We start from the raw sequence: 15,673 nt of genomic DNA, 5'->3' as shown, positions 1-15,673 counted from the left end.
GGCGCTAGGGTTCGGACCATGTCCGTCGTGAAGATCAACGCCATCCAGGTCCCTGCCGGGGCCGGGGCCGAGCTCGAGAAGCGCTTTGCCGCGCGAGCCGGAGCCGTCGAGGGATCGCCGGGGTTCCTCGGCTTCCAGCTCCTGCGCCCCACCGCGGGCGAGGAGCGCTACTTCGTCGTGACCCAGTGGGCCGACGAGGAGTCCTTCGCCGCCTGGCGCGACGGCCAGGGCAGGGCGGCCCATGCCGACAAGACGGGCGAGGCACCCAAGAAGCCCGTCGCCTCCGGCGCGGACCTGCTGGAGTTCGAGGTCGTCATGGACGTGCGCCCGTCCTGAGGCCCCTGTCGTCAGTCGAGCTCCGCGTGGGGCGCGAGCAATCTCGCGCCCCACGCGGGCCGGTCACTTCTGCAGGTAGCAGGGTTCGGTGAACTCGTACGACTCCGCCGTCTTGCCGGTGAACGGCTCGACCGCGACGGAGATCTTCGAGGACGCCTTCGGGTCCACGGAGTTCAGCTGCGTCACCCGCACCGCGTCCTCGTTGGCGTCGCCGGCCCAGTTGGCCGTGCCCTCGGGCAGCGTGCCCTCGCTCTCGATGCCGGTCAGGCTGTTCGCGACGTCGACCATGCCCTCGCGGTCCAGCTTGTCGTCATCGATCGCCTTCTCGAGGATCGCCTTCATCACGTAGCCGCTGCTGTAGCCGATGGAGAACCAGTCGTTCGGCGCCGTGTCACCGGCGGCCGCACGCATCTTCTCCATGCCGGGGGTGTCGGCGTCCCAGGTCGGGAAGGACGTCGCCTGCTGGTAGAGCGCCGTGATCGCCGGACCTGCCGGCGAGGCGAGGACCGCGGAGTTCCAGCTCGGGATCGAGCCGACGAAGCGGCCCTTGAAGCCCTGCTGCGCGGTGCCACCGACGACCGAGGCCATCTCCTTGGGGCTCGTCGCGATCACGACGTAGTCGGGCTTGGCCTTGAGCACGGCGGCGACCGCAGCGGACTGGTCGTCACCACCGTCGACGGTGCCGGTGGTGATGTCGGTGAAGGTCAGGCCCCGCTCCTCGGCCGCGATCCGCGCACCGACCATGGCGTCGTCGCCGTAGTCACCGGGGAAGTGGACGACCGCGACCGACTTGGCGCCCTGGTCCGCGGCGTGGTCGACGACGTTCATCGCCTCGGTGCAGTAGCTCGAACCGACCTCGATCGAGATGTCGTCGAAGATCCAGTTGGACCCGAGGGAGGCCGGGCCGATCAGGATCGACTCGTTGGTGGCGTCCTTGAGGATCGCGTTGGTGTGGGCCGTGCCCAGCGACTGCGAGACGGCGAGGATGTCGTCCTTGATCTCGTTGAACAGCTCGGCGTGCTTCTCCGGGTCGTAGCCACTGTCCTTGACGTACTTGGTGACGTCGATCTCGTAGTCCCCGATGCCGCCCGCCTTGTTGACCTCGTCCCAGAAGGCCTTCTGGCCCGCGGTGAACGGCTCACCGACACCCTTGAACACAGCCGTGAGGTCGGTGATCGTGCCGAGGTAGATGCACCCCTTGTCCTTGTCGATCGCGTTCGGACACGGGTCCTCGGAGACGCCCGGTGCAGCGCCACCGCCCGAGTCGTCGTCGCGGCCACACCCCGCGACAGCCATGGTGACGGTCAGGGCAGTCGCAACGACCCCCAACGTTCTCGACCTACGGTTCACGGTTCCTCCTGTTGTTGTGGTGGTGCATCCCGGGGCGGGCGGTGCGGGTCAGTACGAGAAGGGGAAGCTCTTCCAGTAGGTACGCAGGCGATGCCAGATGCCGAAGAGCCCGCGTGGCTCGAACAGCAGGAAGGCGACGATCAGCACGCCGTACATGATCTGCTCGAACTCGAAGATGTTCGGGTGCTCGCTCGCGGAGCTCGACAGGAAGGGCAACAGCGACGGGAGCTCGCTCGCGATCCGCGGCAGCAACGCGATCAGCATCGCGCCCATGATCGTCCCGGAGATCGTGGCGACCCCGCCGATCAGCACGATCGCGATGAACTGGACCGACATCAGCAGGCTGAAGGACTCCGGCGTGAAGTGTCCGCTCGCGGAGAACATCAGCGAACCGGCGATCCCTGCGTAGAAGGAGGAGATCGTGAAGGCGATGATCTTGTAGCGGGTGAGGTTGACCCCCATCACGCCGGCGGCGACGTCACGGTCGCGGATGGCCTGGAAGGCCCGGCCGATGCGGGACCTGGCGATGTTGCGGGCCACGACCGCGGCGATGACGAGCACGGCGAGGAAGAGCCAGTAGAGCTTCTGCTCCTCGGTCCACCCACCCTTGAACCCGTTGTCGACGGTGAACTCGATGCCGAACAGGTGGGGCTCGGCGGCCTCGCGGCCGACCTGCGGGCCGCCGCTCATCTCGTTCCACTCGAAGAAGAAGTACTGGCCGATGAAGACCAGGCCGAGGGTCACGATGGCGAGGTAGAGCCCCCGCAGCCGGGTCGCCAGCGGAGCGACGAGCGCACCGCAGAGGGCGGCGATCAGACCGGCGCCCAGCATCCACGCCGGCATGAAGTCGATGCCGAAGCCGAGGTAGCGGCCGTCGGGGTCGCCGGAGAGGACGGCCGCGGCGTACGCCCCGACACCGACGAAGAAGGCGTGGCCCAGCGACACCTGACCGGCGTAGCCGGTGACGAGGTTGAGGCCGATCGCACCGATCGCCAGGACGAGGCCGCCGCCGAGCAGGATCAGCAGGTCGTCGGAGATCAGCATCGGCAGCAGCGCCGCGACGACCAGCACGACGGCCGCACCGAGCGCCTTGGAGCGGGTGTTGAGCAGCGCCATGTCCTGGCGATAGCTCGTGTAGAGCTCGGGACGACCCCAGGGAGTGCCGCGGGTGCGCAGGGGCGTGCTCATACGCGTTCGACCTCTCTGGTGCCGAAGAGTCCATAGGGCCGTACGAGCAGCACCACCAACATCACGAGGTAGGGGGTGATCGAACCGATGTTGGTGTCCAGGCCGGGGAACCAGTCGCGGTGGTACGACGTCACGATCTGTTGGGTCACCCCGATGATCAGCCCGCCCAGCACCGCACCCCCGAGCGAGTCGAGCCCGCCCAGGATGATGACGGGCAGCGCCAGCAGCGCGATGTGCCAGTGGTTCTGGTCGACCGTGCGCCCTGCTGCGGCGAAGACCCCGGCCACCGTCGCGAGCGCTCCGGCCAGTCCCCACGACACCGCGAAGACGGTGCCGACGCTGACGCCCTGTGCCATGGCGGCTTCCTGGTCGAGCGCCGAGGCCCGCATGGCCAGCCCGATCGGTGTCCACCGGAAGAAGGCGAACAGCGCGAGCACCAGGACCGTGGTGACCGCGAAGGCGGCGAGGTCGCGGTGCTCGATGTAGACGCCGCCGACCTTCCACGTGTCCAGGCCCCACGGGTCGCCGACGTTGCGCTGGTCGGATCCGACGAACATTCCGGCCACGATCCGCACGATGATGTCGATGCCGATGGTGATGATCGCGATCACGAAGACCGCCTTGCCGACCATGGGCCGGATCGCGACGCGCTCCACCACGAGGGCCACGCCGGCGATCGCGATCGCACCGACCAGCACGGCGAGGAAGAAGCCCAGCTCGGGCGACAGGTAGGTCACCAGGACCGTGCCCGCCAGCAGGAAGGCCGGTTGGGCGAAGCTGATCACGCCCATCGACTTGTAGATGATCACGAAGCCGAGGGCCAGCAACGCGTAGATCGACCCGAGGCCGACCCCGCCGGCGACCGCTCCGAGCAGCTGGGTCATGCCGGACCTCCCTGGGACGCGTACATCTCTTCGACGAGGTCGTGGAACATCGCGTCGATCGAGGATCGTTTGACCTTCTGCGTGGCGGTGAGCTCGCCGTCCTCGTGGTCGAGCTCCTTCGGCAGCATCCGGAAGTGCTTGACCTGCTCCACCGGGTTGTGGCGCTCGTTGACCTCGTCGACGACGCCCTGGACCAGGGCCCGGACCTCTGGCTTCTCGGCGAGGTCGCGATAGGTCGTGAAGCCGAGGTTGCGCTGCTGCGCCCAGGCACCGACGGTGTCGAGCTCGATCCCGATCAGCGCCGTCAGGAAGCGGCGGCCGTCGCCGATCACGATGGCCTCCTTGATGAACGGCGAGGCCTTGAGGGAGTTCTCGATCTCGGACGGTGCGACGTTCTTGCCGCCAGCGGTGATGATGATGTCCTTCATCCGGTCGGTGATGCGCAGGTGCGTGCCGTCGACCCATTCACCGACGTCGCCGGTGTGCAGCCAGCCGTCCTCGCTGACCGTGGCCGCCGTCGCCTCCGGGTCCTGCCAGTAGCCGGCGAAGACCGCCGGGTGCCGGGTGAGGATCTCGCCGGAGGTGTCGTCGACGCGCACCTCGATGCCTTCGTGCGCCTCGCCGACGGTGCCCAGGCGCACCCGGCCCGGCCGGTTGGCGGTGGCGATCGCGGCGTTCTCGGTCATGCCGTAGAGCTCGTGCATCGGGACGCCGATGCCCATGAAGAACTGCAGCACCTCCGGTGCGACCGGCGCCGCCCCGCAGCTCGCGTGCCGCACCCGGCGCAGACCCAGCCGGTCGCGCAGTGCACGGAAGAAGAGGACCCAGCCCACGGCGTACACGACCCGGGTGGCGAGGGTGTGCTGCCCACCGTTGGCGGCGAGCGTCGCGCCCAGCTTGTCGGCGCGCGCCAGCCAGAACCTGGCCCAGCGTCGCTTGGCCCAGGTCGCGGAGTCCAGCTTGATCCGCGCGGTGGCGAGGAGCTTCTCCCAGATCCGGGGCACCGCGAAGAACAGCGTCGGCTGCACCTCGCGCAGGTTCTGCGGGACCGTCTCGATGGACTCGGCGAAGTTCACCTGGGTGCCGGCCCCGGCGTTGTACCAGGTGGTCAGCACCCGCTCGGCGACGTGGCAGAGCGGGAGGTAGGACAGCGTCAGGTCCTTCGGGCCGGGCGCCGGCCGGGTGAACGGGCTCTTCTCGAGCACGGTCTCCAGCGCGAACTCGGCGTTGCCGATGGTCAGCATCGCGCCCTTCGGCGGACCGGTGGTGCCGGAGGTGTAGACGAGCGTCATCACGTCGGAGGACTCGGCCGCGTCGACGAGCGACTCGACCGCACCGGGGTGGGCGGCGCGGTGCTCGCGGCCCATCGCGACCAGTGCCTCCCAGGCGAGCAGTCGCGGGTCGTCGTACGACGCCAGGCCGCGCGACTCGACGTGCACGATCCGGCGCAGGTGCGGCAGATCGCCGGACTCGAGGGCCTTGTCGACCTGCTCCTGGTCCTCGGCGAGGTGGATGCTGGCACCGCTGTGCCCGAGGAGGTACGCCGTCTCCGCGGTCGGGTTCGTTGGGTAGAGCCCGACCGTGGTCGCCCGGACGGCCACCGTGGCCATGTCGAGGACCAGCCACTCGGGCCGGTTCTCGCTCTGCACCGCGACCCGGTCGCCGGGCTCCACGCCCAGCGCCAGCAGGGCGTGGGCCACGTCGAGGACGGACTCCCAGTAGGACGCCCAGGTGATCTCGTGCCAGATCCCGAGGCGCTTCTCGCGCATGGCGACACCCTTGGGCGAGGTCGCGGCGCGGTCCCGGATCCGGGTGACGACGGTGCGCGTCATGCCGGCGTCGCCTCGCCGCCGAGGTAGGCCCGGATCACGTCGGGGTTGCTCTGGATCTCGGCCGGCGTGCCGGTGGCGACGGGCGTCCCGAAGTCGATGACCATGATCCGGTCCGCGATGTCCATGACCAGGCCCATGTCGTGCTCGACCATGATCATCGGGATCCGGAGCTCGTCGCGGATGTCGAGAATGTAGCGGGCCATGTCCTCGGTCTCCTCGAGGTTCATGCCGGCGACCGGCTCGTCGAGGAGCAGCAGCCGCGGCTCCATCGCCAGGGCCCGTCCGAGCTCGACGCGCTTCTGCACGCCGTAGGGCAGCAGCCCGACCGGCATCTTGCGCCACTGCTCGAGCTCGAGGAAGTCGACGATCTCCTCGACCCGCACCCGGTGCCGGAGCTCCTCGTTGCGGGCCCTGCCCCACCAGGCCATCGCCGCGAGGGTGCCGTAGCGCAGGTGCTGGTGGCGGCCCAGCATGAGGTTGTCGAGCACCGTGAGGTTCGCGAAGAGCTCGATGTTCTGGAAGGTGCGGGCCATGCCGAGCCGCGCGATCGCCGGCGGACGCATGCCCAGGAGCGAGTGGCCCTCCAGCTGGACGCTGCCCCTCTGAGGGCGGTAGACGCCGGACAGGACGTTGAAGATGCTCGTCTTCCCGGCGCCGTTGGGGCCGATGACGGCGAACAGCTCGTCGGCGCCGACGGTGAAGCTGACGTCGTTGACGGCCTTGACCGCGCCGAAGGAGAGGTGGACGTCGGTGAACTCCAGCACCGCACCGGTCGTCGGGGTGCTCACGAGGCCCACCTCTTCCTGCGCCGGTAGTGCTTGACGGTGCGGAACGACTTCGCGGCCTCGCCCTCGGCCCCCAGGCCGAGGTAGAACTCCCGGACGTCGGCGTCGTCGCGCAGCTGCTCGGCGCTGCGGTCCATCACGACCCGGCCGTTCTCCAGCACGTAGCCGTGGTGGGCGATCGACAGCGCCATCGTGGCGTTCTGCTCGACGAGCAGGATCCCGGTGCCCTGGCTGTTGATCTCCACGATGATGTCGCGGATCTGCTCGACCACCTTCGGTGCGAGGCCCAGGGACGGCTCGTCGAGGAGCAGGTAGCGCGGGTCGGACATCAGGGCCCGCCCGATCGCCAGCATCTGCTGCTCGCCACCGGACAGCAGACCGGCCTGCCCGTCGCGTCGGTCCCGCAGGATCGGGAAGAGGCCGTAGACCCGGTCCAGGTTGGTCTTCAGGTTGCGCCGGTCGGCGTAGGCGCCGACCCGGAGGTTCTCCTCGGCCGTGAGCTCCTTGAAGACCCGCCGGCCCTCCAGCACGTGCTTGATGCCGCGCCGGGCCAGGGCCGAGGGCTTGAGCTGACCGACGGACTGGCCGTCGAGGGTCACCGCGCCCTTGCGGATCTCCCCGTCGTGGATGTCCAGCAACCCGGACAGCGAGCGCAGCAGGGTCGACTTCCCGCCACCGTTGGCGCCGAGCATGGCCACGATCCGACCGTCCGGCACCTCGAGGCTGACGCCCCGCAGCGCGAGGACGACGTCGTCGTACACGACCTCGAGATTCTGTACGGCGAGCACCCGACTCCCTCCGTTGTGATGAGCATCACAAGTTCGGAGGAATGTAGCGGTCTGGACCGGTTGGCGAAACTGTTACTGACCAGTAGTTCCGTCCTTGACACCAAACCGTGACGAGAGGGCCGCTTCCGGCATCGGGCGAGGGCCGGTCGCCGAGGCCGACCGCACGACGAGTGCGAAGACGAGGAGAACCGGCCCGGCGGCACCGAGCATCTGTCCGGCGAGGAAGCCGTCGACGACGCCGTACACGCTGGAGGCGAGGACGACCGAGGCGGCCGTGGCCGGGGTGGCCCAGGCAACACCCCAGGCGAAGTGACGCCACTGCGCCTCGCGGATCCCGCGGCCGGACCGGCCCGCCCGCGCAGCGCCCACCAGGCAGGTCGCGAGGAGCACCCAGGCCGGGAGGAGGTGCCCGAGGACCAGCATCGAGCCCGGCGCCCGGTCGGGCATCCGGCCGAACAGGTCCGCGAGCCAGAGTGCGCCGGCCGCGGACACGAGCACGGCGGCGGCGTACTGCCGCGCGGCGGTGGTCGACACCGGGCTGGTCCGCCCCGCCCGTTGCGTCAGCATGAAGGCGAGCGCCGCGGCGCCGGGAGCGATCACGCCGAGGGCCGACGAGCCGACGTCCAGGCTCATCATCAGTTCGAGGTCGTCGTCGATGCGGCCGAGTGCCACCCACAGCACCCGCAGGAGCGGGGCGGTCAGCATCAGCGAGATGTTGAGCATGCTCCAGGCGCGGTGGCCGGTGAGGTCACGTCGACGGATGGCGAGGAACGCCATCGCCGCCGAACCCGTCGTGGTCGTCGCCAGGCCCCAGAGCTGCAGGTCGAAGGCGGTGCCGCCGAAGTAGTCGATCGGGTCGCTGAGCAGCAGGAACGAGTATGCCGCCAGCATGCTCGTCGTCATCAGCGCCAGGTAGACGCGGCCGACCCAGCGGTGGAGGGCCGGGCGGGTGGCGCGCAGCCGTGCGGAGAACTGGATCGTCGCGAGGGCCAGCGCCGCCGCGCCCGTCGTGGTGTGCACCAGCATCACGACCCGGTGGGCGGCGTAGTCCTCGGCGCGCAGCTGGACCACGGACCCGTGCCCGAAGGCGAAGTCGTGACCGACCACCGCTCCTTGCAGCTCGTCCTGCAGGATCGGGGCCCCCGGCACGAAGAAGTGCCAGAAGTAGGTGAAGGCCAGGGGGAAGTAGGCGAGCGCCGTGAGCGCGACCACCCAGAACCCCACCCGGCTCAGACTCCACGAGCGGGTGCGCGTCGTCTCCGCCATCAGGCTCGGTGGCTGAGTGCCCGACCGGCGCGGCGGAGGTCGGCGGCGACCGCTCCCCGACTCCCCCAGGTGAGGGGGGCACCGACACCGACGCCCCGGACGTCGAAGTCCGCGACAACCAGGCAACCGTCCCCGTCCGGGGTGATGACGAGCTCGAGCCGGGCACGGAACGGCCCGAAGGCGCCGTCCTCGATCCAGCGGTGCGGCGGCTCGGAGGTCGTGGTCCGCATCCGCGGGCGGACGCCCGGCACCACCGTCACGTCCGTCCAGGTCGTCCCTGCAGCCGTGACGTCACCGTCGACCAGCACCACGTCGGTGACCTTGCGCAGGCTGGACTGCCACTCCGGACGGTTCCGCGGGTCCGCGAGATAGGCGAACGCCCGGTCCGCGGGGACCGGGAAGCGGACCGTGATCCGGGTCAGGAGAGCACCCCGGTCACAGGATCGAGCCCGGCTGGTACGCCGCTGCCGCGGGGTGCACGGCGACGACGGCGGCGACCTGGCGGCAGACCGCCTGGGTCTGGGCGACCGCGGCACCGGTGAAGGTGATCGGCTCGGCCACCAGCGACAGCAGCTGCTCGGAGGTCAGGCCGAGACGGTCGTCGGCGGCGAGCTTGGCGAAGACGTCGTTGACGGGCTGGCCCTGGCGCATCGCGAGCGCGGTCCCGACGGCCGCCTCCTTGATGGCCTCGTGCGCGGCCTCGCGGCCCACACCGTTGCGCACCGCAGCCATCAGCACCTTCGTGGTGGCGAGGTAGGGCAGGTAGCGGTCCAGCTCGCGCTGGATGACCGCCGGGAAGGCACCGAACTCGTCGAGCACCGTGAGGAACGTCTGGAACAGCCCGTCGACGGCGAAGAACGCGTCGGGGAGCGCCACCCGTCGTACGACGGAGCAGGAGACGTCACCCTCGTTCCACTGGTCGCCGGCGAGCTCGCCGACCATGGAGAGGTAGCCGCGGGTGACGACGGCGAGGCCGTTGACCCGCTCGCAGGAGCGGGTGTTCATCTTGTGGGGCATCGCGGACGAGCCGACCTGGCCCTCCTTGAAGCCCTCGGTGACGATCTCGTTGCCGGCCATCAGGCGGATCGTGGTCGCCAGGTTGGACGGCGCCGCGGTCAGCTGGACCAGGGCGGAGAGGACGTCGAAGTCGAGGGAGCGCGGGTAGACCTGGCCGACGCTGGTGAGCACCCGCTCGAAGCCGAGGTGCGCAGCAACCCGCTGCTCCAGGTCGGCGAGCTTGTCGGCGTCGCCGCCGAGCAGGTCGAGCATGTCCTGGGCGGTGCCCATCGGGCCCTTGATGCCGCGCAGCGGGTAGCGCGGGAGCAGCTGCTCGATCCGCTCGACACTGATCAGCAGCTCGTCGGCCACCGTCGCGAAGCGCTTGCCGAGCGTGGTGGCCTGGGCGGCGACGTTGTGCGAACGACCGGCCATGACGGTGGTCTCGTGCTCGGCGGCCAGCCGCGCGAGACGCGCGAGGGTCGCGATGGCACGGTCCCTCAGCAGCTCGAGGGACTGCTTGACCTGGAGCTGCTCGACGTTCTCGGTGAGGTCGCGCGAGGTCATCCCCTTGTGGATGTGCTCGTGACCGGCGAGCGCGGCGAACTCCTCGATCCGCGCCTTCACGTCGTGGCGGGTGATCCGCTCCCGCGCCGCGATGCTCGCCAGGTCGACACCCTGCTCGCCCAGGTCGACGACCTTCTCGTAGGCCTCGACGACACCGTCCGGCACCTCGATCCCGAGGTCCTTCTGGGCCTTCAGGACGGCGATCCACAGCTGCCGCTCGAGGACGATCTTGTGCTCGGGCGACCAGATCTGAGCGAGGTCGGCGGCGGCGTAGCGGGTGGCCAAGACATTGGGCACGACGTTCGAAGCGGTCACGGGCAACCATTCTCCCATGCCCGCGACGGCGCGAGGAACGAGCGCCGTCACGCCTTCATCGCAGCGCGCGCACCATCACCATCTCGCCGTCCTCGGTGGTGCCGCGAAGGCCGGTGAAGCCGGCCTTGGCGGCCACCCGCAGGCTCGCCGCGTTGCTCGGCGAGATCGACGCCCGGACCCGCACCCGGGCCGCATCGGCCCGTTCGAGCAGGGCGCCGAGCGCCTCGGTCGCGAGGCCGTACCCGCGAGCCGCCGGCACCAGGCCGTAGCCCACCTCGACCTCGGGGACGTCGTCGGCGGCGGGCTCGGGCGGGCCGAAGAAGCCGATCGAGCCGATCACGAGCCGCTGCTTCAGGGACACGATCGAGCGCGGTCCCCAGGGGTCACCGTCGCGCCACAGGGTCGCGGCGTCCTCGTCGTCGCGCCGCGGGAAGTCGGCGTGCCAGCCGGGCTGGTGCTGGCCCTGGCGGATCGCGGTCACGGTCGGCTCGTCCCAGAGGACCAGTGCCAGGCGGGCCGTGACGACCCCGCCGGGTGCCGCGCCGGGCCGGGTGTCGGGCCGGGTGTCGGGCCGGGCGTCGGGCTCAGTCATCGGTGAGCACCGCCCGGCCGTCGTACGACGCCAGCGCCTGCGCCACGGCGAGGAGATCGGCACGCCACACGTCCTCTGGGCCCGGCGGCAGGATGTCGTCCCAGTCCACGGCGAAGGAGCCACGGATCGACGGCAGGCCGGCGGTGCGCGCCATGAACCAGATGTGCAGGTGCTCCGCGCCGTCACCGATGCGGGAAACGTGGCAGCGCGCGATGTTCGGGAGGCCCTCGACGATGCGCGCGATCCGGACGGCGAGCAGCCCGTACTCGGCGGCCATCGCGTCGTCGAGGTCGTCGAGGTCGAGGTGCTCGACGGGCTCCAGGATGATGACCAGCGGCAGTCCGCTGCGCTCGGAGAGGTGCTTGAGCCGCCACCGGTCGTTGACCCAGAGGACACCGGCGGGCTCGGTCGAGCAGATGCCGCAGCCCTCGCCGTCCTCGCCCTCACGCGGCGACTCGGCGGCTGGGTCGGCGAGGCGCTTGCTGGCCAGCGCGCCGTCGACCACCTCCCACGGGAACACGTCCCACGCTGCCACCGACGGCAGCGGCACCCGGCCGTGCTCGTCGGCCACAGCCATCACCCGGGCATGGACCTGTTCGGCGGACTCAGCCATGGCGCCACTGTGCCAGCACCGACGTGCTCAACCGTCGAGCAGGTCCAGCAGGTCGATGTGCGCGGTGCCGTGGTCACCGATCGCGAGGTCGCCGGAGGGGGTGGCGTCGTCGAGGCGGACGAGCAGCTCCCACCGACCCTCGACCGAGCGGTGCACCTCGAGCGTGCGGTGCTCGGGATCGACGATCCAGAACTGCTCGATGCCCGCGGCGGCGTACTCCGGCGGCTTGCGCAGCAGGTCCTCCGAGCGCGTGCTGGCCGAGAGGACCTCCACGACGAGGACCGGCTGATCGACGAAAAGGCCCTCGGGCTTGGTGGTTGCGTAGGCGTCAGGGATGCGGACCCGGTTGCCGGGCAGCCTGATGTTGCCGGAGGTCGACCCGAACAGGCCCGGAACTGCGTCGAAGGCGTTGGCCAGCTTGCGCGCGGTGCGCTGGTGGCGCCAGACGGGGTCGGGGTTCACGACGACCACCCCGTCCACCCACTCGTGGCGCGGGTGCTCGGGTGTCGCGAGGTACTCCTCCCACGACATGGGGATCCGCTGCAGGGCCTCCACGGCACCTCCTGGGAACAGCGTGGACACATCCGGACTCCTTCCATTCTGCGCTCCGGGTCGGAGCGAAGGAAGGAGTGCCACCGCCGGCACGCCGCGAACCTTCCGAACCCGGTCATCCACAGGCGGCCACCGGTTCAGTCGGTTCAGTCGGCGGTCAGCATCCGTTGCCACCACACGACGTCGATCCAGCGGTCGAACTTGCGCCCGACCTCGCGCAGCACGCCCTGGCGCTCGAAGCCGCAGGCGCGGTGCAGGCCCTCGCTGGCGTCGTTGGGCAGCGAGATGCAGGCCAGCGCGGTGCGGACGCCGCTGGCGGCCATCCGGACCAGGAGCTCGTCGTACAGGAACCGGCCGAGGCCGCGTCCGCCCGCCGACGGATCGAGGTAGATCGTGACCTCGCGGGTGCCGTCGTAGGCACCCTTGGGGCGGAACTCCGAGGAGTAGGCGAAGCCGAGGACGTCGGTCCCGTCGGCGGTGACGAGGAAGTGGTCTCCCGGGTGCGGCGAGGCCAGCAGGCCCTCCCACTTGGCCCGCGGCGGCGGGACGAGGTCGAAGGTGGCGATGCCCTCGCGGACCTCACGGGCATAGATCGCGGCGACGGCGTCGAGGTCGGCCTCGGTGGCCGGTCGGATGACGGGGTCCACTCAGTCGTCCTTGAGGGATGCGCCCTCGATGACCCCGAGCGGCTCGGCGGCGATGTCCGAGCGACGCTGCTGGCCGTCGAAGGAGATCAGGTCGGCGGCGGCGTAGGCCCGGGCGCGGGCGTCGGCGACGTCGTACCCGATCGCACGGACCGCGAGCACCCGGCCGCCGGCGGTCACGAGCTGCTGGCCGGAACCGTCGGGGTCCTCGACGAGTGCGGTGCCGGCGTGGATCACGTCGACGTCGGTGACGCCGTTGGCGACGCCGACGCCGGTGATGACGTCGCCCTTGGAGGAGGACTCGGGGTAGCCGGCCGAGGCGAGCACCACGGTCACCGAGGCGGCGTCGCGGAAGGTCGGTGCGGCGATCCCGGCGAGGCGGCCCTCGGCGGCACCGTGCAGGAGCTCGCCGAGCGGCGACTCGAGGACGGCCAGCACCGGCTGGATGTCGGGGTCACCGAAGCGGCAGTTGAACTCGATGACCCGGGGGCCGGCATCGGTCAGCGCGAGGCCGACGTAGAGGCAGCCGACGAACGGCGCGCCACGGCGGACCATCTCGTCCAGGGTCGGCTGCACGACGGTGGCGAGAACGGTGGTGGCGAGGTCGACAGGCGCCCACGCGAGCGGGGAGTAGGAGCCCATCCCGCCGGTGTTCGGGCCGCGGCCGCCGTCGAAGATGCGCTTGAAGTCCTGGGCCGGCTGCAGTGCGTGCGCGGTCGTGCCGTCGCACACGGCGAACAGGGAGACCTCGGGACCGTCGAGGAACTCCTCGATCACGACTGTCCCGCAGGCCGCCGCGTGGGCCACGGCCTCGTCCCGGTCGCGGGTGACCACGACGCCCTTGCCTGCCGCGAGGGCGTCGTCCTTGACGACGTACGGCGCCCCGAACTCGTCGAGTGCGGCAGCGACCTGATCGGGGGTGGTGCAGGTGCGCGAACCCGCGGTGGGTACGCCGGCCGCAGCCATGACCTCCTTGGAGAAGGCCTTGGACCCCTCGAGCCGGGCGGCCGCGGCGGACGGTCCGAAGACCGGGATCCCCACGGCGCGAACTGCGTCGGCGACACCCGCGACCAGCGGTGCCTCGGGGCCGACGATGACGAGGTCGGCACCGATCTCCCGGGCCAGCTCGGCGATCGCCGCGCCGTCCATCACCTCGACGTCGTGCAAGCTCGCGAAGGCTCCGATGCCCGGGTTGCCCGGGGCCGCGTGCACCTCCGTCACGGACGGGTCGCGGGAGAGCGCGAGCGCGAGCGCGTGCTCGCGGCCACCGGTGCCGATCACGAGGGTCTTCACGGGAGTCGATCCTATTCGTCCGGCTCGGTGGCTCAGGCGCCGAGTCCGTTGCGTCCCAGGAACTCCAGCGCCACGTCGGCGACCTCGCGCCAGTGGCTGTCGATGACCAGCGAGTGGCCGACGCCGGCGATCTCGACGATCTCGGTGGCGTGGTGCTTGTTCCTGCGCTGCAGCTTGTAGGCCGCGTTGGCCATCGCGAACGGGACGATGTGGTCGTTCTCGCCGGTCACGACGAGCAACGGGCCACGGTCGGCGTTCTTCTTGACGGCCTTGGTCTTCGCCCAGGGGTTGAGGTTCGCGGTCGCCGCCTGGAAGAGCGGGCGGCCGGGGGCGGGGGTGTGGGCAGCGGCGTAGAGCTCGCGGGCCTCCTCCTCCGAGACAGCGTTGGCGAAGCCGTAGCGGAACTGGTCGAAGGTCAGCGTGACCGTGCGGCCGTGGTTGAGCGGGTTGCCCAGGACCGGGAAGGATGCCTTGAGCGCGGAGAGCGGCAGCGGCAGGACTCCCTTGCTGGGGGCGGGGTCGATCGCGACCGTGCCGGCGGCGATGCCGCGTCCGGCGATGATCTGGACGAGCAGCCCGCCGAAGGAGTGGCCGATCACGACCGGCTTGCGGTCCAGGCCGGCGATGACGGCCTCGACGTGATCGGCGACGTCGACGACCGAGGTGCCGGCGAGCGAGTCGGCGTCGGCGCGGGCTGCCGCGACGTCGGCGGCGTCATCGGGCCAGTCGACCGAGACGGCGGCGTACCCCTGCTCCTCGACGTAGGTCTTCCAGGCGTCCCAGCTGCTGTGCAGCAGCCAGAGGCCGTGGACGAAGACAACGGGCTGGCGGCCCGACGCGTTGGCTGCGGCGACCTCGGCGGCCTCGCGGGTGGTGACGGTGCTGGCGGCGGTGGTGGTGGTCATGGCTTTCTCCTTGGGTGAGGTCCTATCCTTGAGAGATAGAACGTTCGTTCTTGTTGTCTGGCTCAACTGTGGAGGTCCGCGATGCATTCCGTCAAGGGGCAAGTTTTTTCGGCGCCTAGGATCAGGGCCGTGCCCGATGCCCCGCCGCCGCGGACCGACAAGGTCTCCGAACCCCGTGAGCGACTGCTGCGTACGGCGACGCGGCTCTTCTACGCCGAGGGCATCAACGGTGTCGGCGTCGACCGCGTCCTCGCCGAGGCGGGCGTCACCCGGGCCACGATGTACCGCCACTTCCCCGGCAAGGAGGCGCTCGTCGTCGCCTACCTCGAGCACGAGGACGCGACGATCCGGGGACTCTTCGCCGCGGCCGCCGACGCAGCGGCCACAGCCGACCTCGGGCCGCGCGACCTGCTCGGGCTGGTCATCGACGGCGTCGCCGACGACGCGACCCGCCTGCACACCCGCGGGTGCCCGTTCATCAACGCCAGCGCGGAGTTCCCCGACGCCGACGGCCCGGTGCGTCAGGTCGTGCGCCAGCACCGGGACTGGTTCCGCGCCACCCTGACGGCCATCGCCACGGGCGCGGAGGTCGCCGACCCGGCCGCCACCGCGGCCGCACTCGTCCTGCTGCGCGACGCCATGCTCGTCGGCAGCTACCTGGACGGCCGCGACGTGGCCACCGACTTCCGTACGACGGCCCGGCAGGTCGCCGGTCTGGACTGATCAGGCACACTGGCGCCCTGTTGTCCCCCACGATCTCGGGAGTC

General features: G+C 70.6%; 17 protein-coding genes. 2 read left to right on the top strand and 15 right to left on the bottom strand.

The window, feature by feature from the left end; all coding sequences use genetic code 11:
• Positions 1 to 18: 18 nt before the first annotated feature.
• Positions 19 to 336, top strand: a complete 318-nt coding sequence (locus ASE01_RS06385; RefSeq protein WP_056749321.1) for an antibiotic biosynthesis monooxygenase family protein — start codon at positions 19 to 21, stop codon at positions 334 to 336.
• Between the two features lie 63 nt (positions 337 to 399).
• On the opposite strand, the gene ASE01_RS06380 is transcribed toward ASE01_RS06385, so the two are convergent.
• The 15 genes from ASE01_RS06380 to ASE01_RS06310 form a co-directional block, all read right to left on the bottom strand.
• Entirely contained in the window at positions 400 to 1,686 is a 1,287-nt protein-coding gene (locus ASE01_RS06380; protein WP_162260272.1) for an ABC transporter substrate-binding protein, read from the bottom strand.
• A gap of 48 nt (positions 1,687 to 1,734) precedes the next feature.
• The gene (locus ASE01_RS06375) at positions 1,735 to 2,874 is read right to left on the bottom strand and encodes a branched-chain amino acid ABC transporter permease (protein ID WP_056749319.1); all 1,140 of its coding nucleotides are present in this window, start codon (positions 2,872 to 2,874) and stop codon (positions 1,735 to 1,737) included.
• Positions 2,871 to 3,758: a branched-chain amino acid ABC transporter permease gene (locus ASE01_RS06370; protein WP_056749318.1), complete on the bottom strand. Its 888-nt coding sequence runs from the start codon at positions 3,756 to 3,758 to the stop codon at positions 2,871 to 2,873. The genes ASE01_RS06375 and ASE01_RS06370 overlap by 4 nt, the downstream gene beginning before the upstream one ends.
• Positions 3,755 to 5,590, bottom strand: coding sequence for an AMP-dependent synthetase/ligase (locus tag ASE01_RS06365; RefSeq protein WP_056749317.1), 1,836 nt, complete (start codon positions 5,588 to 5,590; stop codon positions 3,755 to 3,757). Before ASE01_RS06365 ends, ASE01_RS06370 begins: the two co-directional genes overlap by 4 nt.
• Complete coding sequence (locus tag ASE01_RS06360; protein WP_235535889.1) at positions 5,587 to 6,378, bottom strand: ABC transporter ATP-binding protein; 792 nt, start codon at positions 6,376 to 6,378, stop codon at positions 5,587 to 5,589. The genes ASE01_RS06365 and ASE01_RS06360 overlap by 4 nt, the downstream gene beginning before the upstream one ends.
• Positions 6,375 to 7,163: an ABC transporter ATP-binding protein gene (locus tag ASE01_RS06355; RefSeq protein WP_056749315.1), complete on the bottom strand. Its 789-nt coding sequence runs from the start codon at positions 7,161 to 7,163 to the stop codon at positions 6,375 to 6,377. Before ASE01_RS06355 ends, ASE01_RS06360 begins: the two co-directional genes overlap by 4 nt.
• A gap of 72 nt (positions 7,164 to 7,235) precedes the next feature.
• Positions 7,236 to 8,387 carry a DUF2306 domain-containing protein gene (locus ASE01_RS06350; protein ID WP_162260271.1) on the bottom strand — a complete coding sequence of 384 codons (1,152 nt, stop codon included), beginning with the start codon at positions 8,385 to 8,387 and terminating at the stop codon, positions 7,236 to 7,238.
• 41 nt (positions 8,388 to 8,428) lie between these two features.
• Positions 8,429 to 8,965 carry an SRPBCC family protein gene (locus ASE01_RS23900; protein WP_082605850.1) on the bottom strand — a complete coding sequence of 179 codons (537 nt, stop codon included), beginning with the start codon at positions 8,963 to 8,965 and terminating at the stop codon, positions 8,429 to 8,431.
• Positions 8,865 to 10,307: an adenylosuccinate lyase gene (purB, locus tag ASE01_RS06340; protein WP_235535888.1), complete on the bottom strand. Its 1,443-nt coding sequence runs from the start codon at positions 10,305 to 10,307 to the stop codon at positions 8,865 to 8,867. The genes ASE01_RS23900 and purB overlap by 101 nt, the downstream gene beginning before the upstream one ends.
• A gap of 55 nt (positions 10,308 to 10,362) precedes the next feature.
• Positions 10,363 to 10,899 (bottom strand): GNAT family N-acetyltransferase, encoded by a 537-nt coding sequence (locus ASE01_RS06335; RefSeq protein ID WP_082605849.1) that lies wholly within the window; start codon positions 10,897 to 10,899, stop codon positions 10,363 to 10,365.
• On the bottom strand, positions 10,892 to 11,512 hold the full coding sequence (locus ASE01_RS06330; protein WP_056749312.1) for a hypothetical protein: 621 nt from the start codon (positions 11,510 to 11,512) through the stop codon (positions 10,892 to 10,894). Before ASE01_RS06330 ends, ASE01_RS06335 begins: the two co-directional genes overlap by 8 nt.
• Positions 11,513 to 11,539: 27 nt before the next feature.
• Positions 11,540 to 12,067, bottom strand: coding sequence for a Uma2 family endonuclease (locus ASE01_RS06325; protein WP_056749311.1), 528 nt, complete (start codon positions 12,065 to 12,067; stop codon positions 11,540 to 11,542).
• Positions 12,068 to 12,210: 143 nt separating this feature from the next.
• On the bottom strand, positions 12,211 to 12,711 hold the full coding sequence (locus ASE01_RS06320) for a GNAT family N-acetyltransferase (protein ID WP_056749310.1): 501 nt from the start codon (positions 12,709 to 12,711) through the stop codon (positions 12,211 to 12,213).
• The gene (gene purD / locus ASE01_RS06315; RefSeq protein ID WP_056749309.1) at positions 12,712 to 14,001 is read right to left on the bottom strand and encodes a phosphoribosylamine--glycine ligase; all 1,290 of its coding nucleotides are present in this window, start codon (positions 13,999 to 14,001) and stop codon (positions 12,712 to 12,714) included.
• Between the two features lie 32 nt (positions 14,002 to 14,033).
• The gene (locus tag ASE01_RS06310; RefSeq protein ID WP_056749308.1) at positions 14,034 to 14,906 is read right to left on the bottom strand and encodes an alpha/beta fold hydrolase; all 873 of its coding nucleotides are present in this window, start codon (positions 14,904 to 14,906) and stop codon (positions 14,034 to 14,036) included.
• 129 nt (positions 14,907 to 15,035) lie between these two features.
• Between ASE01_RS06310 and ASE01_RS06305 the strand changes: the two genes are divergently transcribed.
• On the top strand, positions 15,036 to 15,629 hold the full coding sequence (locus ASE01_RS06305) for a TetR/AcrR family transcriptional regulator (protein ID WP_056749307.1): 594 nt from the start codon (positions 15,036 to 15,038) through the stop codon (positions 15,627 to 15,629).
• Positions 15,630 to 15,673: the final 44 nt, after the last annotated feature.

Source organism: Nocardioides sp. Root190, assembly GCF_001428565.1.
In the GTDB taxonomy this organism is placed as follows: Bacteria; Actinomycetota; Actinomycetes; order Propionibacteriales; family Nocardioidaceae; genus Nocardioides.
The sequence above is the reverse complement of the archived record's forward strand: the minus strand, read 5'-3'. Positions and strand labels throughout refer to the sequence as shown.

Excerpts from the sequence above, each read along its gene's own strand:
- ASE01_RS06365 (WP_056749317.1), bottom strand. The coding sequence starts at position 5,590 with ATGACGCGCACCGTCGTCACCCGGATCCGGGACCGCGCCGCGACCTCG.
- ASE01_RS06330 (WP_056749312.1), bottom strand. The coding sequence starts at position 11,512 with ATGGCTGAGTCCGCCGAACAGGTCCATGCCCGGGTGATGGCTGTGGCC.
- ASE01_RS06385 (WP_056749321.1), top strand. The coding sequence starts at position 19 with ATGTCCGTCGTGAAGATCAACGCCATCCAGGTCCCTGCCGGGGCCGGG.
- ASE01_RS06335 (WP_082605849.1), bottom strand. The coding sequence starts at position 10,899 with ATGACTGAGCCCGACGCCCGGCCCGACACCCGGCCCGACACCCGGCCC.
- ASE01_RS06375 (WP_056749319.1), bottom strand. The coding sequence starts at position 2,874 with ATGAGCACGCCCCTGCGCACCCGCGGCACTCCCTGGGGTCGTCCCGAG.
- ASE01_RS06370 (WP_056749318.1), bottom strand. The coding sequence starts at position 3,758 with ATGACCCAGCTGCTCGGAGCGGTCGCCGGCGGGGTCGGCCTCGGGTCG.
- ASE01_RS06310 (WP_056749308.1), bottom strand. The coding sequence starts at position 14,906 with ATGACCACCACCACCGCCGCCAGCACCGTCACCACCCGCGAGGCCGCC.